The sequence below is a fragment of the Vibrio cincinnatiensis genome, assembly GCF_022113815.1.
Lineage (GTDB): Bacteria > Pseudomonadota > Gammaproteobacteria > Enterobacterales > Vibrionaceae > Vibrio > Vibrio cincinnatiensis_A.
In genome coordinates, this window is sequence record NZ_SGOM01000001.1 from 239322 (window position 1) to 257018 (window position 17697).

Genomic DNA, 17697 nt, shown 5'->3' on the forward strand with positions numbered 1-17697 from the left:
CATATTGATTACCATCGTGTCTCAAAGCGTCGACGTAACCAAATAGCCAACGCGTTTAAACTGATCATTAGAGCCAGCAATACAATGATTGCGGCAGAGGTTCTTGCTTCGAAAAAGTTACGTAATTCATTGCCTTGCCAAAGGAAAATTTGTACTGGCAATGCGGTAGATTGCTCCATCGGTGTACCGGGAATGCTGGCAACAAAGGAGTTCATACCGATGAGGAGCAGTGGTGCTGTTTCGCCTAATGCTTGGGCAATACCTAAAATTGAGCCGGTTAATATACCGGGCAGGGCGAGAGGTAATACGTGGTGGAATACAGCCTGCGTTTTTGATGCGCCAATACCCAAGGCGGCTTGACGAATCGAGGGGGGAATCGCTTTAAGTGTTGAACGTGTGGCAATAATTACCGTTGGTAAGGTCATCAGTGTTAACACCAAACCTCCAACAAAAGGAGCAGATAACGGCAGTTTAAACCACAAAATAAACACGGAAGCGCCTAGTAAACCAAACACAATGGATGGAACCGCCGCCAAGTTATTGATGTTGACTTCAATGAGATCGGTCAGTTTGTTTTTTGGCGCAAATTCTTCTAGGTAAATGGCGGACGCTACGCCAATCGGTACGGCTAACAGCATCACAATCAACATCATAAAGACAGAACCCATAAAGGCACCCGCAAGGCCCGCAGAAGCCAGAGAACTGCGTGAGTCCACATTCATAAAGAGGGCTGTGCTGAATTTATTTTCAATCACACCACGCTCAGCCAGTTTATCGGCCCAAGCTCGCGTTCGTGAGCTGAGCTGTTGACGGGAATCAGGGAGGTCTCGATCGATATTACCTTTGAGCCAGACATCAACATTCGCATCTGCTAAGAGATTAAGGCGCACTGTTTGACCGATAAGCGTTGGATCATTGGCAACCCTATCACGTAGTGCAAAACGTTCACCGCTGGTGATTAAACGCAGAGCATCACGCGGATAGCGGGATGCTTCCGGTAATTCAGTGGCTAAGCTATTAACAATGATGCGATTGAAATTAACCATACCAAGGCTCGTTTGCCAAGCGAGCATGCGCTGCTGAAATTCGGCAGGTGATTCGCCATTTTTCTGAATGGGTTTGGGGTCAATTTTGATGACATCAGGGTCAAAATAAACTTCTAAGCTGACGGTCGCTTGCCAGAAAGCGGGAACGCCTTTGGAAAGAATAGAGACAAATAAGATCAATACGAAACTGAGTGCTAGCCCTACGGCACCCATTCCAAACATCTTAAAGCGGCGCTCACTGGCATGGCGCTTCTTAAGCGATTGAGCAATCCGTTGTTTGGTCTGCTCTCGCTGTACCGAGTTATCAGCCGAAGCGGTCGTTAAATTTTGCATGATACTGTCCATGGCATTACTCATATTGTTCACGGTATTTACGTACAATCATTAAGGCAATAACGTTAAGAAACAGGGTTATCACAAACAGGGTTAACCCTAATGCAAAGGCCACCAGTGATTGAGGGCTGGCAAAGTCAGTGTCTCCTGTCAATTGATTGACAATGGTTACCGTCATGGTTGAAACCGCTTCAAAAGGGTTGCCCGTTAGGACTGGGCTATTTCCGGCAGCTAAGACCACAATCATGGTTTCACCAATGGCACGGCTTGCCGCAAGGAGAACCGCTCCGGTAATTCCGGGCAGTGCAGCGGGTAAGACAACTTTACGAATGGTTTCAGATTTTGTTGCCCCCAAGCCGAGTGAACCATCACGCAGCGCTTTGGGAACTTGGGTTAAAATATCGTCAGACAACGATGAGATAAATGGAATGACCATCAACCCCATAACAACCCCTGCTGTGAGTGCAGATGTGGCCCGGATATCAATATGGAGAACCGTACCTAATTCAGTTAAAAATGGGCCAACGGTGATTAAGGCAAAAAAGCCATATACGATGGTGGGAATACCCGCCAAGATTTCAATAATAGGTTTAGCAATGGAACGCACTCGATTTGGCGCGTATTCCGCTAAATAGATAGCACACATCAAACCGATAGGAATGGCAACAGCAAGAGCGATACAAGCGATCAAGAAAGTGCCCGCGAGTAGAGGGAGCATACCAAACCCAGTTTGCCCACTGGTGCCGACAGTCGAGAAGCGCGGGTTCCATGTTGTACCGAAGAAAAAGTCCATCGGGTTAACGAAACTAAAGAAGCGAAAGGCTTCTCCGACCATAGACAAAACAATGCCAATTGTGGTTAAGATGGCAACACCAGAACAAAGGATTAGCAATATATGTAACGCTTTTTCAACTTGATTACGAGCCCGTAAATCAGTGCGAATTCGGCGGGTACTAAAGACTAATCCAGCTGCGGCTAACGTTGCCATTAAACCACTGAGTAATACATGGCTGCGAAACTGGATGTGTTGTAGATAGTCAGCCGCAGCGATTTCATAGCTTTCAAAATCATCGATAACCGCAAAGCCACTGGCGAGGTTATGCAGTCGGTTCATTAATACTCGAGCATGATCAACGCTGGTGGGTTGAAACTCGGCGGGTAAATGATTGAGTACAAAATGTTGGATTAGGCTGGGCGAAAATATCGTCCAAAGCACCAATACGATAAAAGCAGGCACAACGGCCCACAATAGAGTGAGCATACCGTGGTAAACCGGGCGGGAGTGCAGACGTTGTGCTTGTCCCGTATTGGTTGATGCCACTTTTTTACTGCGCGTTAGCCCAAGCTGATAAGCCAAAGCCATAACCGCGAGTAGTACAACCATTAGCATCATATTACTCATTACTGTCCTTACCTTATTAAAACAGCAACAAGAGGTTGATATTTCAACCTCTTGCCACTTTATTGGGTATTAAAGTGTTTTACGGTTGCGAATATTGTTTGCAACTTGGGCGCGTTCTTTATCATCCATTGGAATCAATCCTGCGGCTTCTAATGGGCTACCCATGCCACCCATTTGCTCGCTTACAAAGAATTGTGCGTATTCAAGTAACCCTGGGACAACCCCAACGTGGGCATTTTTAATGTAGAAGAACAGTGGACGAGAAACTGGGTACTCACCCGTTCCAATGGTTTCTAAGCTGGGTGTGATGCCATTAACGGTAGCCACTTTGAGGCGGTCACGGTTTTGGTCATAGAAGCTTAAACCAAAGACGCCGACGGCGTTACGTTGTGCATCTAAACGAGCCAAGGTTTCTGTGTAGTCACCAGCAACTTCTACTACACGACCATCGGTACGGATAGCATTACAGAAGTTTGTTTTGGCTTTTTTATCCATCGCTTTGACTTCTGCAAAGGTGTCACAACCAGGGTGAACCACTTTTTCTTCGTATACTTCACGAGTACCGTGGTTAGAACCTGGGATCACAAGCAAAATTTCTTGGTCAGGCAGTGAGGAATCGATTTGTTTCCAGTTGGTGTATGGGTTAGCTACCATTTTGCCATTTTGAGGTACCTGAGCGGCGCCCGCTTTGAACACATGTTCTGGTTTAAGAGCAAAGCTACCACTGTCTGTGCGAGAGGCGAAAACGATACCATCGTAGCCCACTTTGACTTCAATCACTTCGGTGACACCGTTAGCTCGGCAGCTTTCTAGTTCACTACTTTTGATAGCACGAGAGGCGTTAGCGATATCGATGGTGTTGACACCGACACCTTGGCAAAATTGACGTAAACCACCACTTGAGCCACCCGAGCCGACAACGGGTGTATTAAACTGGGCGAATGTTTGACCAAATTCTTCTGCGACAATCGATGAAAACGGTAACACAGTGGAAGAGCCAGCAATTTGGATAGTTTCACGGGCCATTGCAGGTGCTGAGATAGCCGTGGCGATGGTTGAGGCAAGCAATAGCGCGTTGCGTCCAAACTTCATAATATTTCCCTCGTTAATTTCATATCGTAAACCGCCTTGGCTTGTTAGCCTTCCGTAAGCGGCTTTGTTTGGTTTAACTAAGTTGAATTTTGGGCGGCTTGTATGACAGTAAAATGGATCTTATATGACAATAATGTGACAGGTTGGGTAGGTGAAAAGAAAAATTTGGTATTAATGAGCGAGGTGGAGCAATGCTATGACGGTGGTGTGACCCTATGATGACAACCTCATCACCGTATTTCTGGTTATGAAACTTTTATGACAATCGCAGACTATGCATTGACGGATAACGTTTAAAAACTAATATATACGCATATCCATATAAGGTGATAATTATGCTTCCTCATCAATTTTTTAAATTATTGGCAGATGAAACTCGAGTGCGCTGCTTATTGATGATTGCGCGTGAACAGCCGCTTTGTGTCGCTGAGTTGACCGAGGCTTTGCAAGAAAGTCAGCCGAAAATCTCGCGCCACTTGGCTTTATTGCGTTCAAGCGGTGTGGTGGTGGATGTGCGCCAAGGACAGTGGGTCTTTTATCGCCTCTCAGAGCACCTCCCCGGCTGGATGAGAAAACAGATTCAAGGGTTGGTGGATTCCAACTGTTTAAAAGAAGAATACCAGCAAGACATGGTTCGCTTGGCGGCGATGAAGTTACGCCCACAGTGCTGTGTCTAACATACGGTTTAAGAAGGAAAGATTATGTCGATTAAGGTAGGAATTAATGGTTTTGGCCGTATCGGTCGTTTAGCTTTACGTGCAGCATATGACTGGCCGGACATGGAATTTGTACAGATCAATGACGTCGCAGGTGATGCTGCTACGTTGGCACATTTACTTGAGTTTGATTCGGTACAGGGGCGTTGGCATCACGAAGTTCGAGCAGAGGGTAATGCTCTGATCATCGATGGAAAATCGATTCACACAACGCAACAACAAGCGATTAATGCAGTGGATTGGTCTGGGTGTGATGTGGTGATTGAAGCGACAGGAGTGCATCGTAAAAGTGAATATTTAAACCAATATCTTGCTCAAGGGGTGAAGCGGGTTGTGGTGTCTGCTCCCGTCAAAGAAGCGGGGATTGCTAATATTGTGGTGGGAGTGAATGAGCATAGCTTTAACCCCGAAGAACATCGCATCGTGACGGCTGCTTCTTGTACGACCAACTGCATCGCTCCGATTGTTAAAGTGATTCATGAAAAACTCGGCATTGAACACGCTTCTTTTACGACGATTCACGATTTAACCAATACTCAAACCATTTTGGATGCCCCCCATAAAGATCTTCGTCGCGCTCGTGCTTGCGGGATGAGCTTGATTCCAACGACAACCGGTTCGGCAACAGCAATCGTCGAAATTTTCCCTGATTTGGCGGGGAGAATTAACGGCCACGCGGTGCGAGTCCCGCTAGCGAACGCTTCTTTAACGGACATTATTTTTGATGTGAAACGTGATACCAGTGCAGAAGCGGTCAATGCGCTACTCAAAGAAGCGTCAGACAATGAGCTGAAGGGCATTCTTGGCTTTGAAACACGGCCACTGGTTTCGATTGATTATAAAGGGGATCCGCGTTCAACCATCGTTGATGCGCTTTCAACCATGGTGGTCGGTAAACGGATGGTGAAAATCTATGCTTGGTATGATAACGAAATGGGTTACGCCACTCGTACTGTTGAGTTAGTTCGTAAAGTGGGTTTGGCATAAGGAAGAAAAACATGACACATCCAATATGGGAATTGCCGCTAGACAATGGTGCAGCGCTGATCTTAACACCTTGTCCTGGCACGAAAGGCACATCGTTAGCCGACAGTGTTGCGCAGCTAAAAGCGGTAGGGGTGACTACAGTGGTGACAGCCATTAATGAGCATGAGATGCAGCAACAGGGGGTAAGTGAATTAGCTCAGCGGGTACAAGAGGCTCACATGCACTGGTTTCATGCCCCGATTGAAGATGACTGCGCCCCCGATGCTGCATTTGCTAGCCAGTGGGCACAAATAAGCCCAGCTTTACATCGTGCGATAGAGAAGGGTGAAAAGGTCGTTTTTCACTGTCTCGGTGGTTCCGGGCGAACCGGATTATTGGCTGCGCACTTATTGTTAGAAAAAGGCTGGCCGCTGGCACGTATTATCCGTCAAGTTCAAGCGTTGCGCCCTGGCGCTTTTACCAAGCCAGTACAAGTCGACTATATTGAACGGCTTGCTAAAAAATAACCCTTTAATAAGAGTGGTACTCGCCACTCTTTTCTTAGCGAGAAATCACCATGCTGTCTCAACTTCATTCTTCAATACGTCAGTATATGTTGGTGACGTTTAATTACTGGAACTTCACGATTACTGATGGCGCGCTGCGGATGTTGGTCGTGTTGTACTTTTATGATTTGGGCTATTCGACCTTAGCCATTGCCTCTCTCTTTTTATTCTATGAATTCTTTGGGGTTGTGACCAATTTGATTGGTGGCTGGCTTGGTGCTCGGCTCGGGCTAAACCGAACAATGAATATTGGCCTTGGGATGCAGATCATCGCCCTTTTAATGCTGGCAGTTCCGCCTGTGTGGTTAACGGTTCCTTGGGTGATGGCGGCACAAGCATTGTCTGGTATTGCAAAAGATCTCAATAAAATGAGTGCCAAAAGCGCCATTAAAACGTTAGTGCCGGATGATGCACAAGGGGCGTTATATCAATGGATCGCCATGTTAACCGGTTCAAAAAATGCGTTAAAAGGAGCGGGGTTTTTCTTAGGTGGCGCATTGCTAACCTGGATTGGCTTTCAATATGCCGTTCTAGCAATGGCTCTGGTTCTGAGTGCTGTTTTTGTTGGCAGCTTATTGATGCTGCAAGCTGATATGGGCAAAGCGAAAGCCAAACCTAAGTTTTCCGACATTTTTTCTAAATCTGCTCGGGTAAATATTCTCTCTGCTGCTCGAATGTTTTTGTTTGGAGCGCGGGATGTTTGGTTTGTGATTGCATTGCCGATTTACTTAGGCTCGGTGTTTGGTTGGGGGCACAGTACTGTGGGTGGCTTTCTTGCTTTATGGGTCATTGGCTACGGTATTGTGCAAGGATTTGCTCCTCGGATCACGGGTAAAGCGACAGGTCAGATGCCAGATGGAAAAGCCGCTATTGGCTGGGCGGCTTTGTTGACACTGGTCACAGCGGGTATTGCTTACAGTATTCAAATGCAATGGCAACCTGAGCTGGTGATTGTATTCGGGCTTTTGATCTTTGGTGCCATTTTTGCGGTTAATTCTTCACTGCATTCTTATTTAATTGTCAGCTATGCCAAAGATGAGGGGGTTTCTTTGGATGTTGGATTCTATTACATGGCGAATGCGATGGGGCGACTCATTGGGACTATACTGTCTGGTTGGGTATTTCAAGTTTGGGGGCTTGCTGCTTGTTTGTGGGTTTCCTTTGTCTTTTTGTCACTCACGACATTGATCTCATTTGGGTTACCGAAAGCACAACACAGTTAAAAAACTATTAATGCCTGAGCATTATGCATGGCTTTCGGTTTTATCATAGTAAGTTTTCAATATAGATCAGATGGATAGCTAGTCGTGGTCATTATTCAGTAATAGTATTTTTCAACAGGATGGGTAGGGGCTCTTTATCTATCCTACCGACCTTATTGCTAAGGTCGGGTTTGTACTGAAAAATCAACATTCAAGGAATAAGAATGAAATTACTACGACTAACAACGTCGATGGCTCTGGTTTTATCGGCTTCCGTTCAGGCGGCTGACTGGGGGTATCAAGGTGAGCATGCTCCTGAACATTGGGGGCAAGTCTCCAAAATATGTGAAGATGGGAAAAATCAAAGCCCAATTGATGTCACTCAGGTCATTAAATCTGAGTTAGCTCCGCTGAATATTCATTACCAAGGGGTTATTTCTGGGCTGACCAATAATGGGCATACACTGCAAGCTTCGGTATCTGGAGAAAACCAATGGTTGCTGGATGGTGTTACCTTTACCCTCCGACAATTCCATTTTCACACACCATCAGAAAATAGACTTCAAGGACAGCAATATCCACTTGAAGCCCATTTTGTGCATACCGATGAGGCTGGAAATATCGCCGTTCTTGCGGTTATGTTTGAGCGAGGTGAAGCCAATTCAGTCTTGTCTCAATTGATGGAGAAGCTTCCCCAGATAGGGGAAAGTATCGAATTAAGTCACGGTTTGGATGTTCAATCCTTATTACCTTCATTCGACCATTTCTATCGTTTTAATGGTTCATTAACCACGCCACCATGTAGTGAAGGGGTTCGTTGGTTGGTGTTAAAGCAGCCCAAAACCCTTTCTGTTGAACAGGCATCGGCTATTCACGCAATGATGGGGAATAATAACCGACCTCTCCAGCCACACAATGCTCGGCTGATTTTAAGTCAGGAGTAGCATTTAGCGTTACCGCTTAGCCCGATTCAAGCCATGAAACCAAGCCAGTTTACTGATATGCTGGCTTTCATTTTGTCATTGTCGGACGTTTTCAGGAGACAAGTATGCACTTATCCGATCCCAACCTATTTCAGCAAGCGTGTTTTATTGATGGACAATGGGTCCAGAGCCGCGAGGGGAAAACGACCTCAATCACCAATCCTTACGATAATTCAGTACTTGGTACGGTGCCAGAGTTAACCGCGCAGCAAGTCACGGAGGCTATCGCTTCTGCAACACTGGCGCAGCGTCAATGGGCAAAGCAAACTGCGGCGACCCGCGCTATGGTTTTACGCCAATGGTTTAACTTGATTGAGCAGCATGCAGAAGATTTAGCCCAGATCATGACGCTTGAACAAGGGAAGGCTCTTAAAGAGTCGAAAGGAGAGATTACGTACGCAGCGAGTTTTGTGGAATGGTTCGCGGAAGAAGCAAAGCGATCTTATGGTGAGATGGTACCAACACATAAAGCCGATGCGCGTATTTTGGTCTCTCGAGAGCCCATTGGTGTCGTGGCTGCGATCACACCGTGGAACTTCCCGGCCGCAATGATAACCCGCAAATGTGCTCCCGCTTTTGCTGCTGGATGTGCAGTGATATTAAAGCCTGCACCAGAGACACCATTTACGGCTTTGGCATTAGCCGAGTTAGCGAAACGCGCTGGGCTACCTGCCGGATTATTGCAAGTTGTCACTGGTGATGCCGTCATGGTTGGACAACTTTTGACCGAAAGTCCTCTTATTCGCAAGCTCTCATTTACGGGTTCAACTCGGGTTGGAAAAATTTTAATGGCACAATCCGCTTCCAATGTAAAAAAACTCTCTTTGGAGTTGGGTGGTAACGCTCCTTTTATTGTCTTTGATGATGCCAATATTAATGCTGCGGTTGAGGGAGCTATGATTGCGAAATTCCGCAATGCAGGGCAAACCTGTGTGTGTGCCAATCGTATTTATGTGCATGACAGTATCTATGAACAATTTACGGCTAAGTTGGTTGATCGAGTGCGCAAACTGAAAGTTGGCAATGGATTAGCTAATGGGACCCAAATGGGACCATTAATTAATGATGCAGCGGTCCATAAAGTGCGTAGCCACATTGAAGATGCTTTAGAAAAAGGAGCCAAAGTGGCGTTTGGTACATTACCAGAAGCGGGGAGTCGGTTGTTCATTCCTCATGTCTTAACCGAAATGAGTGATGATATGTTGGTGGCTCATGAGGAAACCTTTGGCCCACTCGCTGCTCTATTCCGTTTTAGCACTGAAGAAGAAGTTATTGAAAGAGCCAACCGTAGTCACTTTGGTTTAGCTGCCTATTGTTACACTCAGTCTCATGCTCGGGCGTGGCGAATGAGCGAGCAATTAGAAAGTGGTATTGTGGGTATCAACGAAGGCTTGATCTCGACCACCGTTGCTCCTTTTGGTGGTGTGAAAGAGTCAGGCTTAGGGCGAGAAGGCGCCAAACAAGGGTTAGAAGAGTATCAAGAGGTAAAATATACCTTAATGGGTGGACTGACGTATTAAGCTCATGGCTGCGGTGGTGTGGTGGTTTGCACGTTGAGCGGATGCCATTTCAGTGAGCCATTGGTTTCAAACTTGTTGGCTCGCTGACAAATCAGCAAGGTCTGCCCTATGGGTAAAATAGCCCCTTCAGAATAGGCTTTATCTTGATAGTAACAAACACGTTGGGTGCTACCGTGCTCAAGTAGCACGGTTTTGGGTAACGTATGGTTTGATTCTGCCAGCACTGTGTGGCTTGTCAGCAAGGTAATGATCACCAGTGTTTTTTTAAGCATGATAAGTACTCCTCTTTTACTTTAACCCCATTGTCGCTGATAGCGGGGAAGCATACTTTCGTTACCTAATAATCCCCCTTGGTGGATATAGATTAACGATAGATCATTATGCTGCGGTAACCAATCCATTAAACAGCGCCACATCAAAGGATCGTACAAGAGTTCAAATTCAACATGAGTTTGCTCATGTAACTGCTGCCATATTTGGTAATCTTCGTAATAAAGGTGACCAAAATGGTGTTTGCGCTCAGGAGAAAGAATAGTGGGATGTTGGCTTTCTCCAAGTTGTTGCCACTGCTGCCGAAGGTATGCTTCTCCACCCACACATGGGCAGGTGATAACCTCAATATCATGGACCCTTAAGGCTTTGTGTAAATAGAGGGAAGTGGTGCCTGTCCCTGAAGGCAGCGCGACAACCCAGCGTTGCTTGGGTTGTTGCTGAATCCATTCCAGTAGTTCGAGGGCCAGTTGTTTTACGCCATATTCCGCTAGAGGTGAGCGCCCTCCTTCTTCAATAAATAGGCAATGTTCATCGGGCTGACGTACGTGCAGGATGTACTGGTGGGGATGTTTAGGAAATAAGCCCCCAGTCTCTATTACCTTAGCACCAAGCTCCAGCGCTGCACGGTAATTACCGATGGGGCGATTTTTTAGCCAGTCAGGGATATGGCTAACATAATATTCTAATTGCCAGCCACGAATGGCGGCTAAGCCAGAGAGTGAATACAGTGAGTTCGCTTGTGCGGAGCCATAACTGACTAATGTGGTGATACCGGGCGCTTCCTTTTCCAGTAAGGAAAGAAATTTTCGGGCTTTATTGCCACAAAATTGTGGATGGAGCTGATCATCTCGCTTGAGATAAAAAGCATGGCCTTGAAAACGGTGTTCTGTGATCGGGCTTTGAGTAAGCTTCATGAAGACATCAGAGTGAAGTAATGACGCGGCGAAGTATACCGTTTCTTTTACACGAGCGGTATTCCGTACGAAAAAAAGCCCAGAACAAAGTCGAACTGGGCGGATAAAATATAGGAGTTAAATAAGAAAAAGCAGCGTTGTGGTTGTCAGTGAAGAAGAAAGTTCGACGGCCGTAAAACTCTTAATGCTCTGTCAACTACGATAAATCAGACCGGGTTAAATCGAAAGAGTTCCTTTAAAAAAGAAAATTAATGGTATTTTTTTAGAAAAATCTTAAATAGATACATTTTCAAACAGTTAAGTAACCAAAAATACCTCTGGTCGGACCATGACCCAAAAGTGTGATGTTAAGCGCTTGTTAATCTTCTGTTTCATGAGTATATTTCAAACAGATGTTTGATACGGATAATTGAAATGGCTTTGAAGAGCAGAACCAAAGAAAAAATACTCGATGTTGCAGAAGGATTGTTTGCAGAGCATGGCTTTAATGATACCTCTCTTCGTACGATTACCAGCAAAGCTAACGTGAATTTAGCCTCCGTCAATTATCATTTTGGTGATAAGAAAACTCTCGTCCGTGCTGTATTGAGCCGCTACCTTGAAGCATTTATGCCAGCCGTCAAAGCCTCATTGATTGAACTTAATGCTAAGGATAACTATTCGATGGAAGCGGTTTTTGAAGCTCTGCGAGGGCCACTAAAGGCACTTAAGCATGTACGTCCTAATGGGACCAGTCGCTTTATGTTGTTGATTGGTCGAGGTTATACCGATGTACAAGGGCATTTGCGGTGGTTTATCACCACCCGCTATGACGAGGTATTACGTTTATTTACTCAATCGGTCATGAAGGCAAATCCGGATTTAACCCGAGAAACCTTATTTTGGCGGTTACACTTCACCCTTGGAACTTGTGTTTTTACGATGGCTTCTAGCCAAGCGTTAGCCGAGATTGCTGAAAATGACTTTGACGTTAAAGTGGATGCTAACTCAATGATCGATCAAATTATTCCTTATTTGGCCGCCGGTGTGGCAGCGAAATAAGTTAACGCAATACAACAATAATAAATATAACAATTAACCAGTGAACAAAAGGATCTGACTATGAGCTCTCTAAGAAGAAAATGGATTAGTGACCCTGCTTTTAAACTCTTTAAACAGGTTTTACCTCCGTTATCGGCGACCGAGAAAGAAGCGATGGAAGCGGGAAGTGTTTGGTGGGATGGGGAACTGTTCTCTGGCAAACCTGATTTCAAAAAATTACACCATTATCCAAAACCAACCTTGAGTGCAGAAGAACAAGCATTCATGGATAATGAATTAGAAACGCTACTTTCCATGATTGATGAATATAAAATCACCAAACATGATCGGGATTTACCTAAAGAAGTATGGGCCTTTTTACGTAAAGAGCGCTTCTTCTCTCTCATTATTTCGAAAGCTTATGGTGGGCGTGAGTTTTCTGCACTTGCCAATTCAACCATCGTTTCTAAAATTGCGACTCGTAGTACCAGTGTCGCTGTGACTGTGATGGTGCCGAACTCATTGGGCCCTGGTGAGCTATTGTCTCACTATGGTACACAAGCTCAAAAAGATTATTGGCTGCCTCGTTTAGCGGACGGTACGGAAATCCCCTGCTTTGCATTAACGGGCCCAGAAGCAGGCTCAGACGCGGGCAGCATTCCCGATCAAGGCGTGGTGTGTTATGGAAAACATGAAGGAAAAGAAGTATTAGGGATCCGCTTGAGCTGGAATAAGCGTTATATCACTTTATCGCCAGTAGCCACCGTGTTGGGGTTAGCGTTTAAACTTTCTGACCCAGATGGATTACTCGGAGAACAAAAAGAAATTGGTATTACCTGTGCGTTAATTCCTGCTAACCATAAAGGTGTCGAAATTGGCGAGCGACACGACCCACTTGGTTTAGCATTTATGAATGGTCCAATTCGTGGTAACGATGTTTTTATCCCTATGGACTGGTTAATTGGCGGTGTTGACTATGCAGGCAAAGGCTGGCGGATGTTGGTGGAATGTTTGTCTGCAGGACGTGGTATTTCATTACCAGCACTGGGGACCGCGATTGGTCACTTAACATCTCGCACAACGGGTGCTTACGCGTATGTTCGTAAGCAGTTTGGTATGTCGATCGGTAAATTTGAAGGCGTCGCTGAAGCACTTGGCCGAATCGGTGGTCTGACTTATTTGCTTGAGGCGACACGGACATTAACGACCACATCGTTAGACCTTAAAGAGCGGCCGGGCATTATTACTGCCATTGCGAAATATCATATGACAGAAATTGGCCGTACCATTCTAAATGATGCGATGGATATTCATGCTGGGCGAGCGATTCAAGATGGCCCAATGAATTATCTTTCTTCCCATTATCTTGGCGTGCCTGTTGCGATTACCGTTGAAGGGGCGAATATTCTAACGCGTAACTTAATGATCTTTGGCCAAGGTGCCACCCGTTGTCACCCGTACGTTCTCAAAGAAATGGAAGCAGCGGCAAACCCGGATACGGCGCAAGGTGCAAAAGAGTTTGATGCGTTGCTATTTAAACATATCGGCCATGCACTTAAAAATACCTTTGGTGCATTTGGGGCAGCGTTGACGGGTTCTCGTTTTATTAAAGCGGAAATGAGTGGGCCAACCAAAACCTATTATCAGCAAATGACACGTTTGAGCCGAGCTTTAGCCGTAAGTGCTGATTTTGCGATGCTAACGTTGGGCGGAGATCTGAAACGCAAAGAGATGATCTCAGCTCGTTTAGGTGATGGACTCAGTTACCTCTATATGGCTTCTGCCGTATTAAAACGTTATGAAGATGAAGGGCGTCAGCAAGCCGATTTAGATTATGTGCATTATGCCATGCAGCATTGCTTACACCATGCCGCAAAAGCATTAAATGATGCGTATCGGAACTACCCGCAAAAAGCCGTTGGTGTAGTGATGAAAGGGCTACTTTTCCCATTGGGTAATCATTATCAGGCACCTAGCGATCAATTAAGCGTGAGAATCGCGGAAAGCTTGATGACTCCAGGGGCTCATCGTGATCGCTTAACGCATTTATGCTACGTGGGCCAAGATGAGAACGACAGCGTTGGGCTGATCGAGAAAGCATTCCTTGCTATGTACAGCGTGAAAGGCTTAGAGCGACAAATGCACAAAGCGGTCAAAGAGGGCAAAGTGGATCGTAAAGGGCCGTTGGTTGAACGTTTAGCTCAAGCAAAAGCAGCTGGTGTACTGAGCGCTGATGATGTTGATGCGATTTTGGCTGCAGATAAATTACGTTATAAAGCGATTCAAGTTGACCATTTTAGCCACGACATGTCAGAAGTTCGGACCCATAAAATCAAGGCTCCGAAGTTGAACCATGTTGCTTAAGTTAACATAATCTTCTTACCGCTCTTCACAAGGCCCCATTTTGGGGCCTTGTCTCATTTTTAGGCGGATTGTGGCAAAATTATCATTAACAGCTCCAACCACTTGGCAAAAAAGCGCATTTTGACAGAAATAAGATGCGATCTGGCGCTGAAACTTTTATCCTAACCGAGATTTTTGAAGGAAGTTGAATATGATCATCAAACCGAAAATTCGTGGATTTATCTGTACCACTACCCATCCAGTGGGTTGTGAAGCGAACGTAAAAGAACAAATTGCCTACACCAAAGCTCAAGGCCCTATTGCCAATGCACCCAAGCGTGTTCTCGTTGTTGGGTCTTCTAGTGGTTATGGGTTATCGTCTCGTATTGCTGCTGCTTTTGGCGGTGGTGCAGCGACTATCGGGGTCTTTTTTGAAAAGCCGGGTACTGAGAAAAAAACTGGAACGGCGGGTTTTTACAATGCGGCAGCCTTTGATAAGTTGGCACAGGCTGAAGGTTTATACGCAAAAAGTCTCAATGGTGATGCTTTCTCTAATGAAGCAAAACAGAAAACGATTGATCTTATTAAGCAAGATCTGGGTCAAATTGATTTAGTGGTTTACTCGTTGGCATCTCCCGTGCGTAAACTGCCAGAAACTGGCGAAGTGATCCGTTCGTCGCTGAAACCTATTGGTGAAACGTATACCTCAACAGCGGTGGATACCAATAAAGATGTCATTATTGAAGCCAGTGTTGAACCCGCAACAGAGCAGGAAATTGAAGATACCATTACTGTGATGGGGGGGCAAGACTGGGAATTGTGGATTCAAGCATTAGATGAAGCGGGTGTTTTAGCTCAAGGGTGTAAAACCGTTGCGTACAGCTATATCGGTACCGAATTGACTTGGCCAATCTATTGGGATGGGGCTTTGGGCCGGGCAAAAATGGATCTCGACCGCGCTGCTACGGCATTGAATGCGCAGCTTGCCGCAAAAGGGGGCAGTGCTAATGTTGCAGTACTGAAATCTGTGGTCACTCAAGCAAGTTCTGCCATTCCAGTGATGCCACTTTATATTGCAATGGTCTTTAAAAAGATGCGAGAAGAAGGTATCCACGAAGGCTGTATGGAGCAAATATTCCGTATGTTCAGCCAGCGTTTGTATAAAGCGGATGGTAGCGTACCTGAAACAGATGAGCAGAATCGTCTACGTTTAGACGATTGGGAACTGCGTGACGATATTCAGCAGCATTGTCGTGAACTCTGGCCGCAAATTACCACAGAAAACCTAAAAACATTGACCGATTATGAGCTGTATAAAGAAGAGTTTTTAAAACTGTTTGGCTTTGGTGTTGATGGGGTGGACTATGATGCGGATGTCAACCCAGAAGTTGCATTTGATGTGATTGATATCTAACTTTATTATCCTATCCAACATGACAAAAAGGCGCTGTTTGCGCCTTTTTTAGTCTCTTAATTTGTTGAATTACTTTAGTTTAAAATGATTAAGATGGTGCCCGCTAAGGTCATTAAAATATTGGCAATCGCGTAAGTACCAGCATAACCCAATGCAGGGATGGTGGATTTCGCATAATCATTAACAATATCCATAGCAGGAGCACAAGTTCTAGCCCCGATGATAGCCCCAAAGAGTAGAGCTCGGTTCATCTTCAGCAAATAGGCTCCAACTAAATAGGCAAAAACGACAGGGAGTACACTGACAATAAAAGCAAGCCCAATGACTTGTGGGCCCACTTCAGATAAATGTTCAAACATTTTTCCCCCGGCACTGAGCCCAATGCCGACCATGAAAAACATCAGCCCTAGGTCTTTAACCATATTCAAGGCACCCTGAGGAACATAACCAAAGGTGGGGTGGTTAGCACGTAGGAAACCTAAGGTGATGCCGGATAATAAAAGCCCCACTGCATTGCCTAAGCTGAAGGAGACTTGGCCAAAGGTCATGGTAATCAAACCAAAAATGATACCAAGAATGAAGAAGCTACAAAATGCCATTAAGTCGGCCATTTGGCTGTGAATAGAGATAAAACCAATTTTTTCCGCAAGGCCTTTTACTCGGCTTTTTTCTCCACTGACTTGCAAAACATCCCCTTTCGCTAACACGATATCCAGATCCATCGGCATTTCAATTTGTGCACGTACGACTCGGTTTAAGAAACAGCCATATTCAGACAAGTTAAGATCAGATAGACGTTTACCTGCAATACTGTCACTTTTTACCACGATTTCTTCTTCTGTGATCCGTAAATCGAGAAGGTTACGATCAAAGACTTCTTTTCCATTACGAAAGCTAGGATCAAGGCGAGCGTGGCTATCAGGGAAACCGACTAATGCAATCTCGTCTCCTTCTTGTAAAATAGCATCGCCATCAGGATGGGCGAGAATGCCATTTCGGCGAATTCGTTCTATATAACAACCCGTTTGGCGGTAGATCCCCAACTCTCGCAAATTACGCCCATCAACCCAATTGGCTAATTCTGGCCCAACCCGATAAGCCCGGATAATTGGAAGATAGACTTTACGTTGCCCTCCGATGCCCCGTTCTTGTGCAATTTGTTGAGCTGAATCAGAGAGATTTTGCTTTTGTAGTTTAGGCAGTAGCTTGGCGAACATGATCATGCTGATCAGGCCAATAAGGTAAGCCATGGCATAGCCGACAGATACATTCTCTAAAATAAGCGACAAATCCATATTTCGTGGAATGCTCGCAAGTCCTGAATTGAGTGCATCTTGTGCCCCAACTAAAACGGGGGTAGACGTTAAAGCTCCCGCCATCATGCCAGCGGCTAAACCATAATCAAGATTGAAATAGTGGCTGGCAAAATAGGTTATCCATGTTGCGGTGATCAACACCACTAAGCTGAGAATCAAATAATGTTTGCCATCTCGGAAGAATATGCCGAAAAAGTTTGGACCGGCTTCGATACCAACGCAGTAAATAAATAGCATGAAGCCAATGGTTAAGGCTTCGGCATTAAAAGAAAAACCGAGATGCCCCATGACCAGGGCAGTGATAAGTACGCCAATTGAGTTTCCTAATTGTAAACTGCCAAAGCGGATCTTTCCAAAGGCAAGGCCAATAGCCAAGACGACGAAAATAAGGAGGATAGGGTTTTGTTCTAGTAAAAGTACAACGTCGATATTCACAATTTAGCTCAGTTCAAGCGTGCAAGAGGGAGGGTGATTAAATTGTGGTGATTGTATCGTAAATAGACAAAAAGATAAGTGAATTTTTTATTCTTTGTGCATTCTTTAATCTAATGGGCAAAGAAAACCCCGCTAATGAGTTGCGGGGGTTTTGCT

The 17697-nt window shown here is 45.3% G+C and carries 15 protein-coding genes; 9 read left to right on the forward strand and 6 right to left on the reverse strand.

Annotated features, from left to right (window positions below; translation table 11 throughout):
• Window positions 1-8: 8 nt before the first annotated feature.
• From pstA to EXA13_RS01110, 3 genes are all read right to left on the reverse strand, one after another.
• The gene (gene pstA / locus EXA13_RS01100) at window positions 9-1379 is read right to left on the reverse strand and encodes a phosphate ABC transporter permease PstA (protein ID WP_238102771.1); all 1371 of its coding nucleotides are present in this window, start codon (window positions 1377-1379) and stop codon (window positions 9-11) included.
• Window positions 1380-1395: 16 nt separating this feature from the next.
• Entirely contained in the window at window positions 1396-2781 is a 1386-nt protein-coding gene (gene pstC, locus EXA13_RS01105; RefSeq protein WP_238131476.1) for a phosphate ABC transporter permease subunit PstC, read from the reverse strand.
• A 69-nt stretch (window positions 2782-2850) separates the two neighbouring features.
• On the reverse strand, window positions 2851-3873 hold the full coding sequence (locus EXA13_RS01110) for a substrate-binding domain-containing protein (protein ID WP_238102775.1): 1023 nt from the start codon (window positions 3871-3873) through the stop codon (window positions 2851-2853).
• Between the two features lie 335 nt (window positions 3874-4208).
• Between EXA13_RS01110 and EXA13_RS01115 the strand changes: the two genes are divergently transcribed.
• The 6 genes from EXA13_RS01115 to EXA13_RS01140 all read left to right on the forward strand — a co-directional run bounded on the left by EXA13_RS01115 (window position 4209) and on the right by EXA13_RS01140 (window position 9826).
• Window positions 4209-4550, forward strand: a complete 342-nt coding sequence (locus EXA13_RS01115; protein WP_099612266.1) for a metalloregulator ArsR/SmtB family transcription factor — start codon at window positions 4209-4211, stop codon at window positions 4548-4550.
• Between the two features lie 24 nt (window positions 4551-4574).
• Window positions 4575-5576: an ArsJ-associated glyceraldehyde-3-phosphate dehydrogenase gene (locus EXA13_RS01120; protein ID WP_238131477.1), complete on the forward strand. Its 1002-nt coding sequence runs from the start codon at window positions 4575-4577 to the stop codon at window positions 5574-5576.
• A gap of 11 nt (window positions 5577-5587) precedes the next feature.
• Window positions 5588-6082, forward strand: coding sequence for a cyclin-dependent kinase inhibitor 3 family protein (locus tag EXA13_RS01125; protein WP_238131478.1), 495 nt, complete (start codon window positions 5588-5590; stop codon window positions 6080-6082).
• A 44-nt stretch (window positions 6083-6126) separates the two neighbouring features.
• Entirely contained in the window at window positions 6127-7344 is a 1218-nt protein-coding gene (gene arsJ, locus EXA13_RS01130; RefSeq protein ID WP_238131802.1) for an organoarsenical effux MFS transporter ArsJ, read from the forward strand.
• Window positions 7345-7547: 203 nt separating this feature from the next.
• The gene (locus tag EXA13_RS01135) at window positions 7548-8267 is read left to right on the forward strand and encodes a carbonic anhydrase (protein WP_238131479.1); all 720 of its coding nucleotides are present in this window, start codon (window positions 7548-7550) and stop codon (window positions 8265-8267) included.
• Between the two features lie 104 nt (window positions 8268-8371).
• Window positions 8372-9826, forward strand: a complete 1455-nt coding sequence (locus EXA13_RS01140; protein ID WP_238131480.1) for an NAD-dependent succinate-semialdehyde dehydrogenase — start codon at window positions 8372-8374, stop codon at window positions 9824-9826.
• A 2-nt stretch (window positions 9827-9828) separates the two neighbouring features.
• Here the strand turns inward: EXA13_RS01140 and EXA13_RS01145 are convergent, their stop codons facing one another.
• Window positions 9829-10098 carry a DUF1496 domain-containing protein gene (locus tag EXA13_RS01145; protein WP_238131481.1) on the reverse strand — a complete coding sequence of 90 codons (270 nt, stop codon included), beginning with the start codon at window positions 10096-10098 and terminating at the stop codon, window positions 9829-9831.
• 21 nt (window positions 10099-10119) lie between these two features.
• Window positions 10120-11013, reverse strand: coding sequence for a pyridoxal-phosphate dependent enzyme (locus tag EXA13_RS01150; RefSeq protein ID WP_238131482.1), 894 nt, complete (start codon window positions 11011-11013; stop codon window positions 10120-10122).
• 414 nt (window positions 11014-11427) lie between these two features.
• Here EXA13_RS01150 and EXA13_RS01155 point away from each other — a divergent pair, with 414 nt between their 5' ends.
• The 3 genes from EXA13_RS01155 (at window position 11428) to fabV (ending at window position 15790) form a co-directional block, all read left to right on the forward strand.
• Window positions 11428-12054 carry a TetR/AcrR family transcriptional regulator gene (locus EXA13_RS01155; RefSeq protein WP_238131483.1) on the forward strand — a complete coding sequence of 209 codons (627 nt, stop codon included), beginning with the start codon at window positions 11428-11430 and terminating at the stop codon, window positions 12052-12054.
• A 60-nt stretch (window positions 12055-12114) separates the two neighbouring features.
• Window positions 12115-14397, forward strand: a complete 2283-nt coding sequence (locus tag EXA13_RS01160; protein ID WP_238131484.1) for an acyl-CoA dehydrogenase — start codon at window positions 12115-12117, stop codon at window positions 14395-14397.
• Between the two features lie 190 nt (window positions 14398-14587).
• Window positions 14588-15790 (forward strand): enoyl-ACP reductase FabV, encoded by a 1203-nt coding sequence (fabV, locus tag EXA13_RS01165; protein WP_238131485.1) that lies wholly within the window; start codon window positions 14588-14590, stop codon window positions 15788-15790.
• A gap of 74 nt (window positions 15791-15864) precedes the next feature.
• Here the strand turns inward: fabV and EXA13_RS01170 are convergent, their stop codons facing one another.
• Entirely contained in the window at window positions 15865-17541 is a 1677-nt protein-coding gene (locus EXA13_RS01170) for an aspartate:alanine antiporter (protein ID WP_238131486.1), read from the reverse strand.
• Window positions 17542-17697 lie beyond the last annotated feature (156 nt).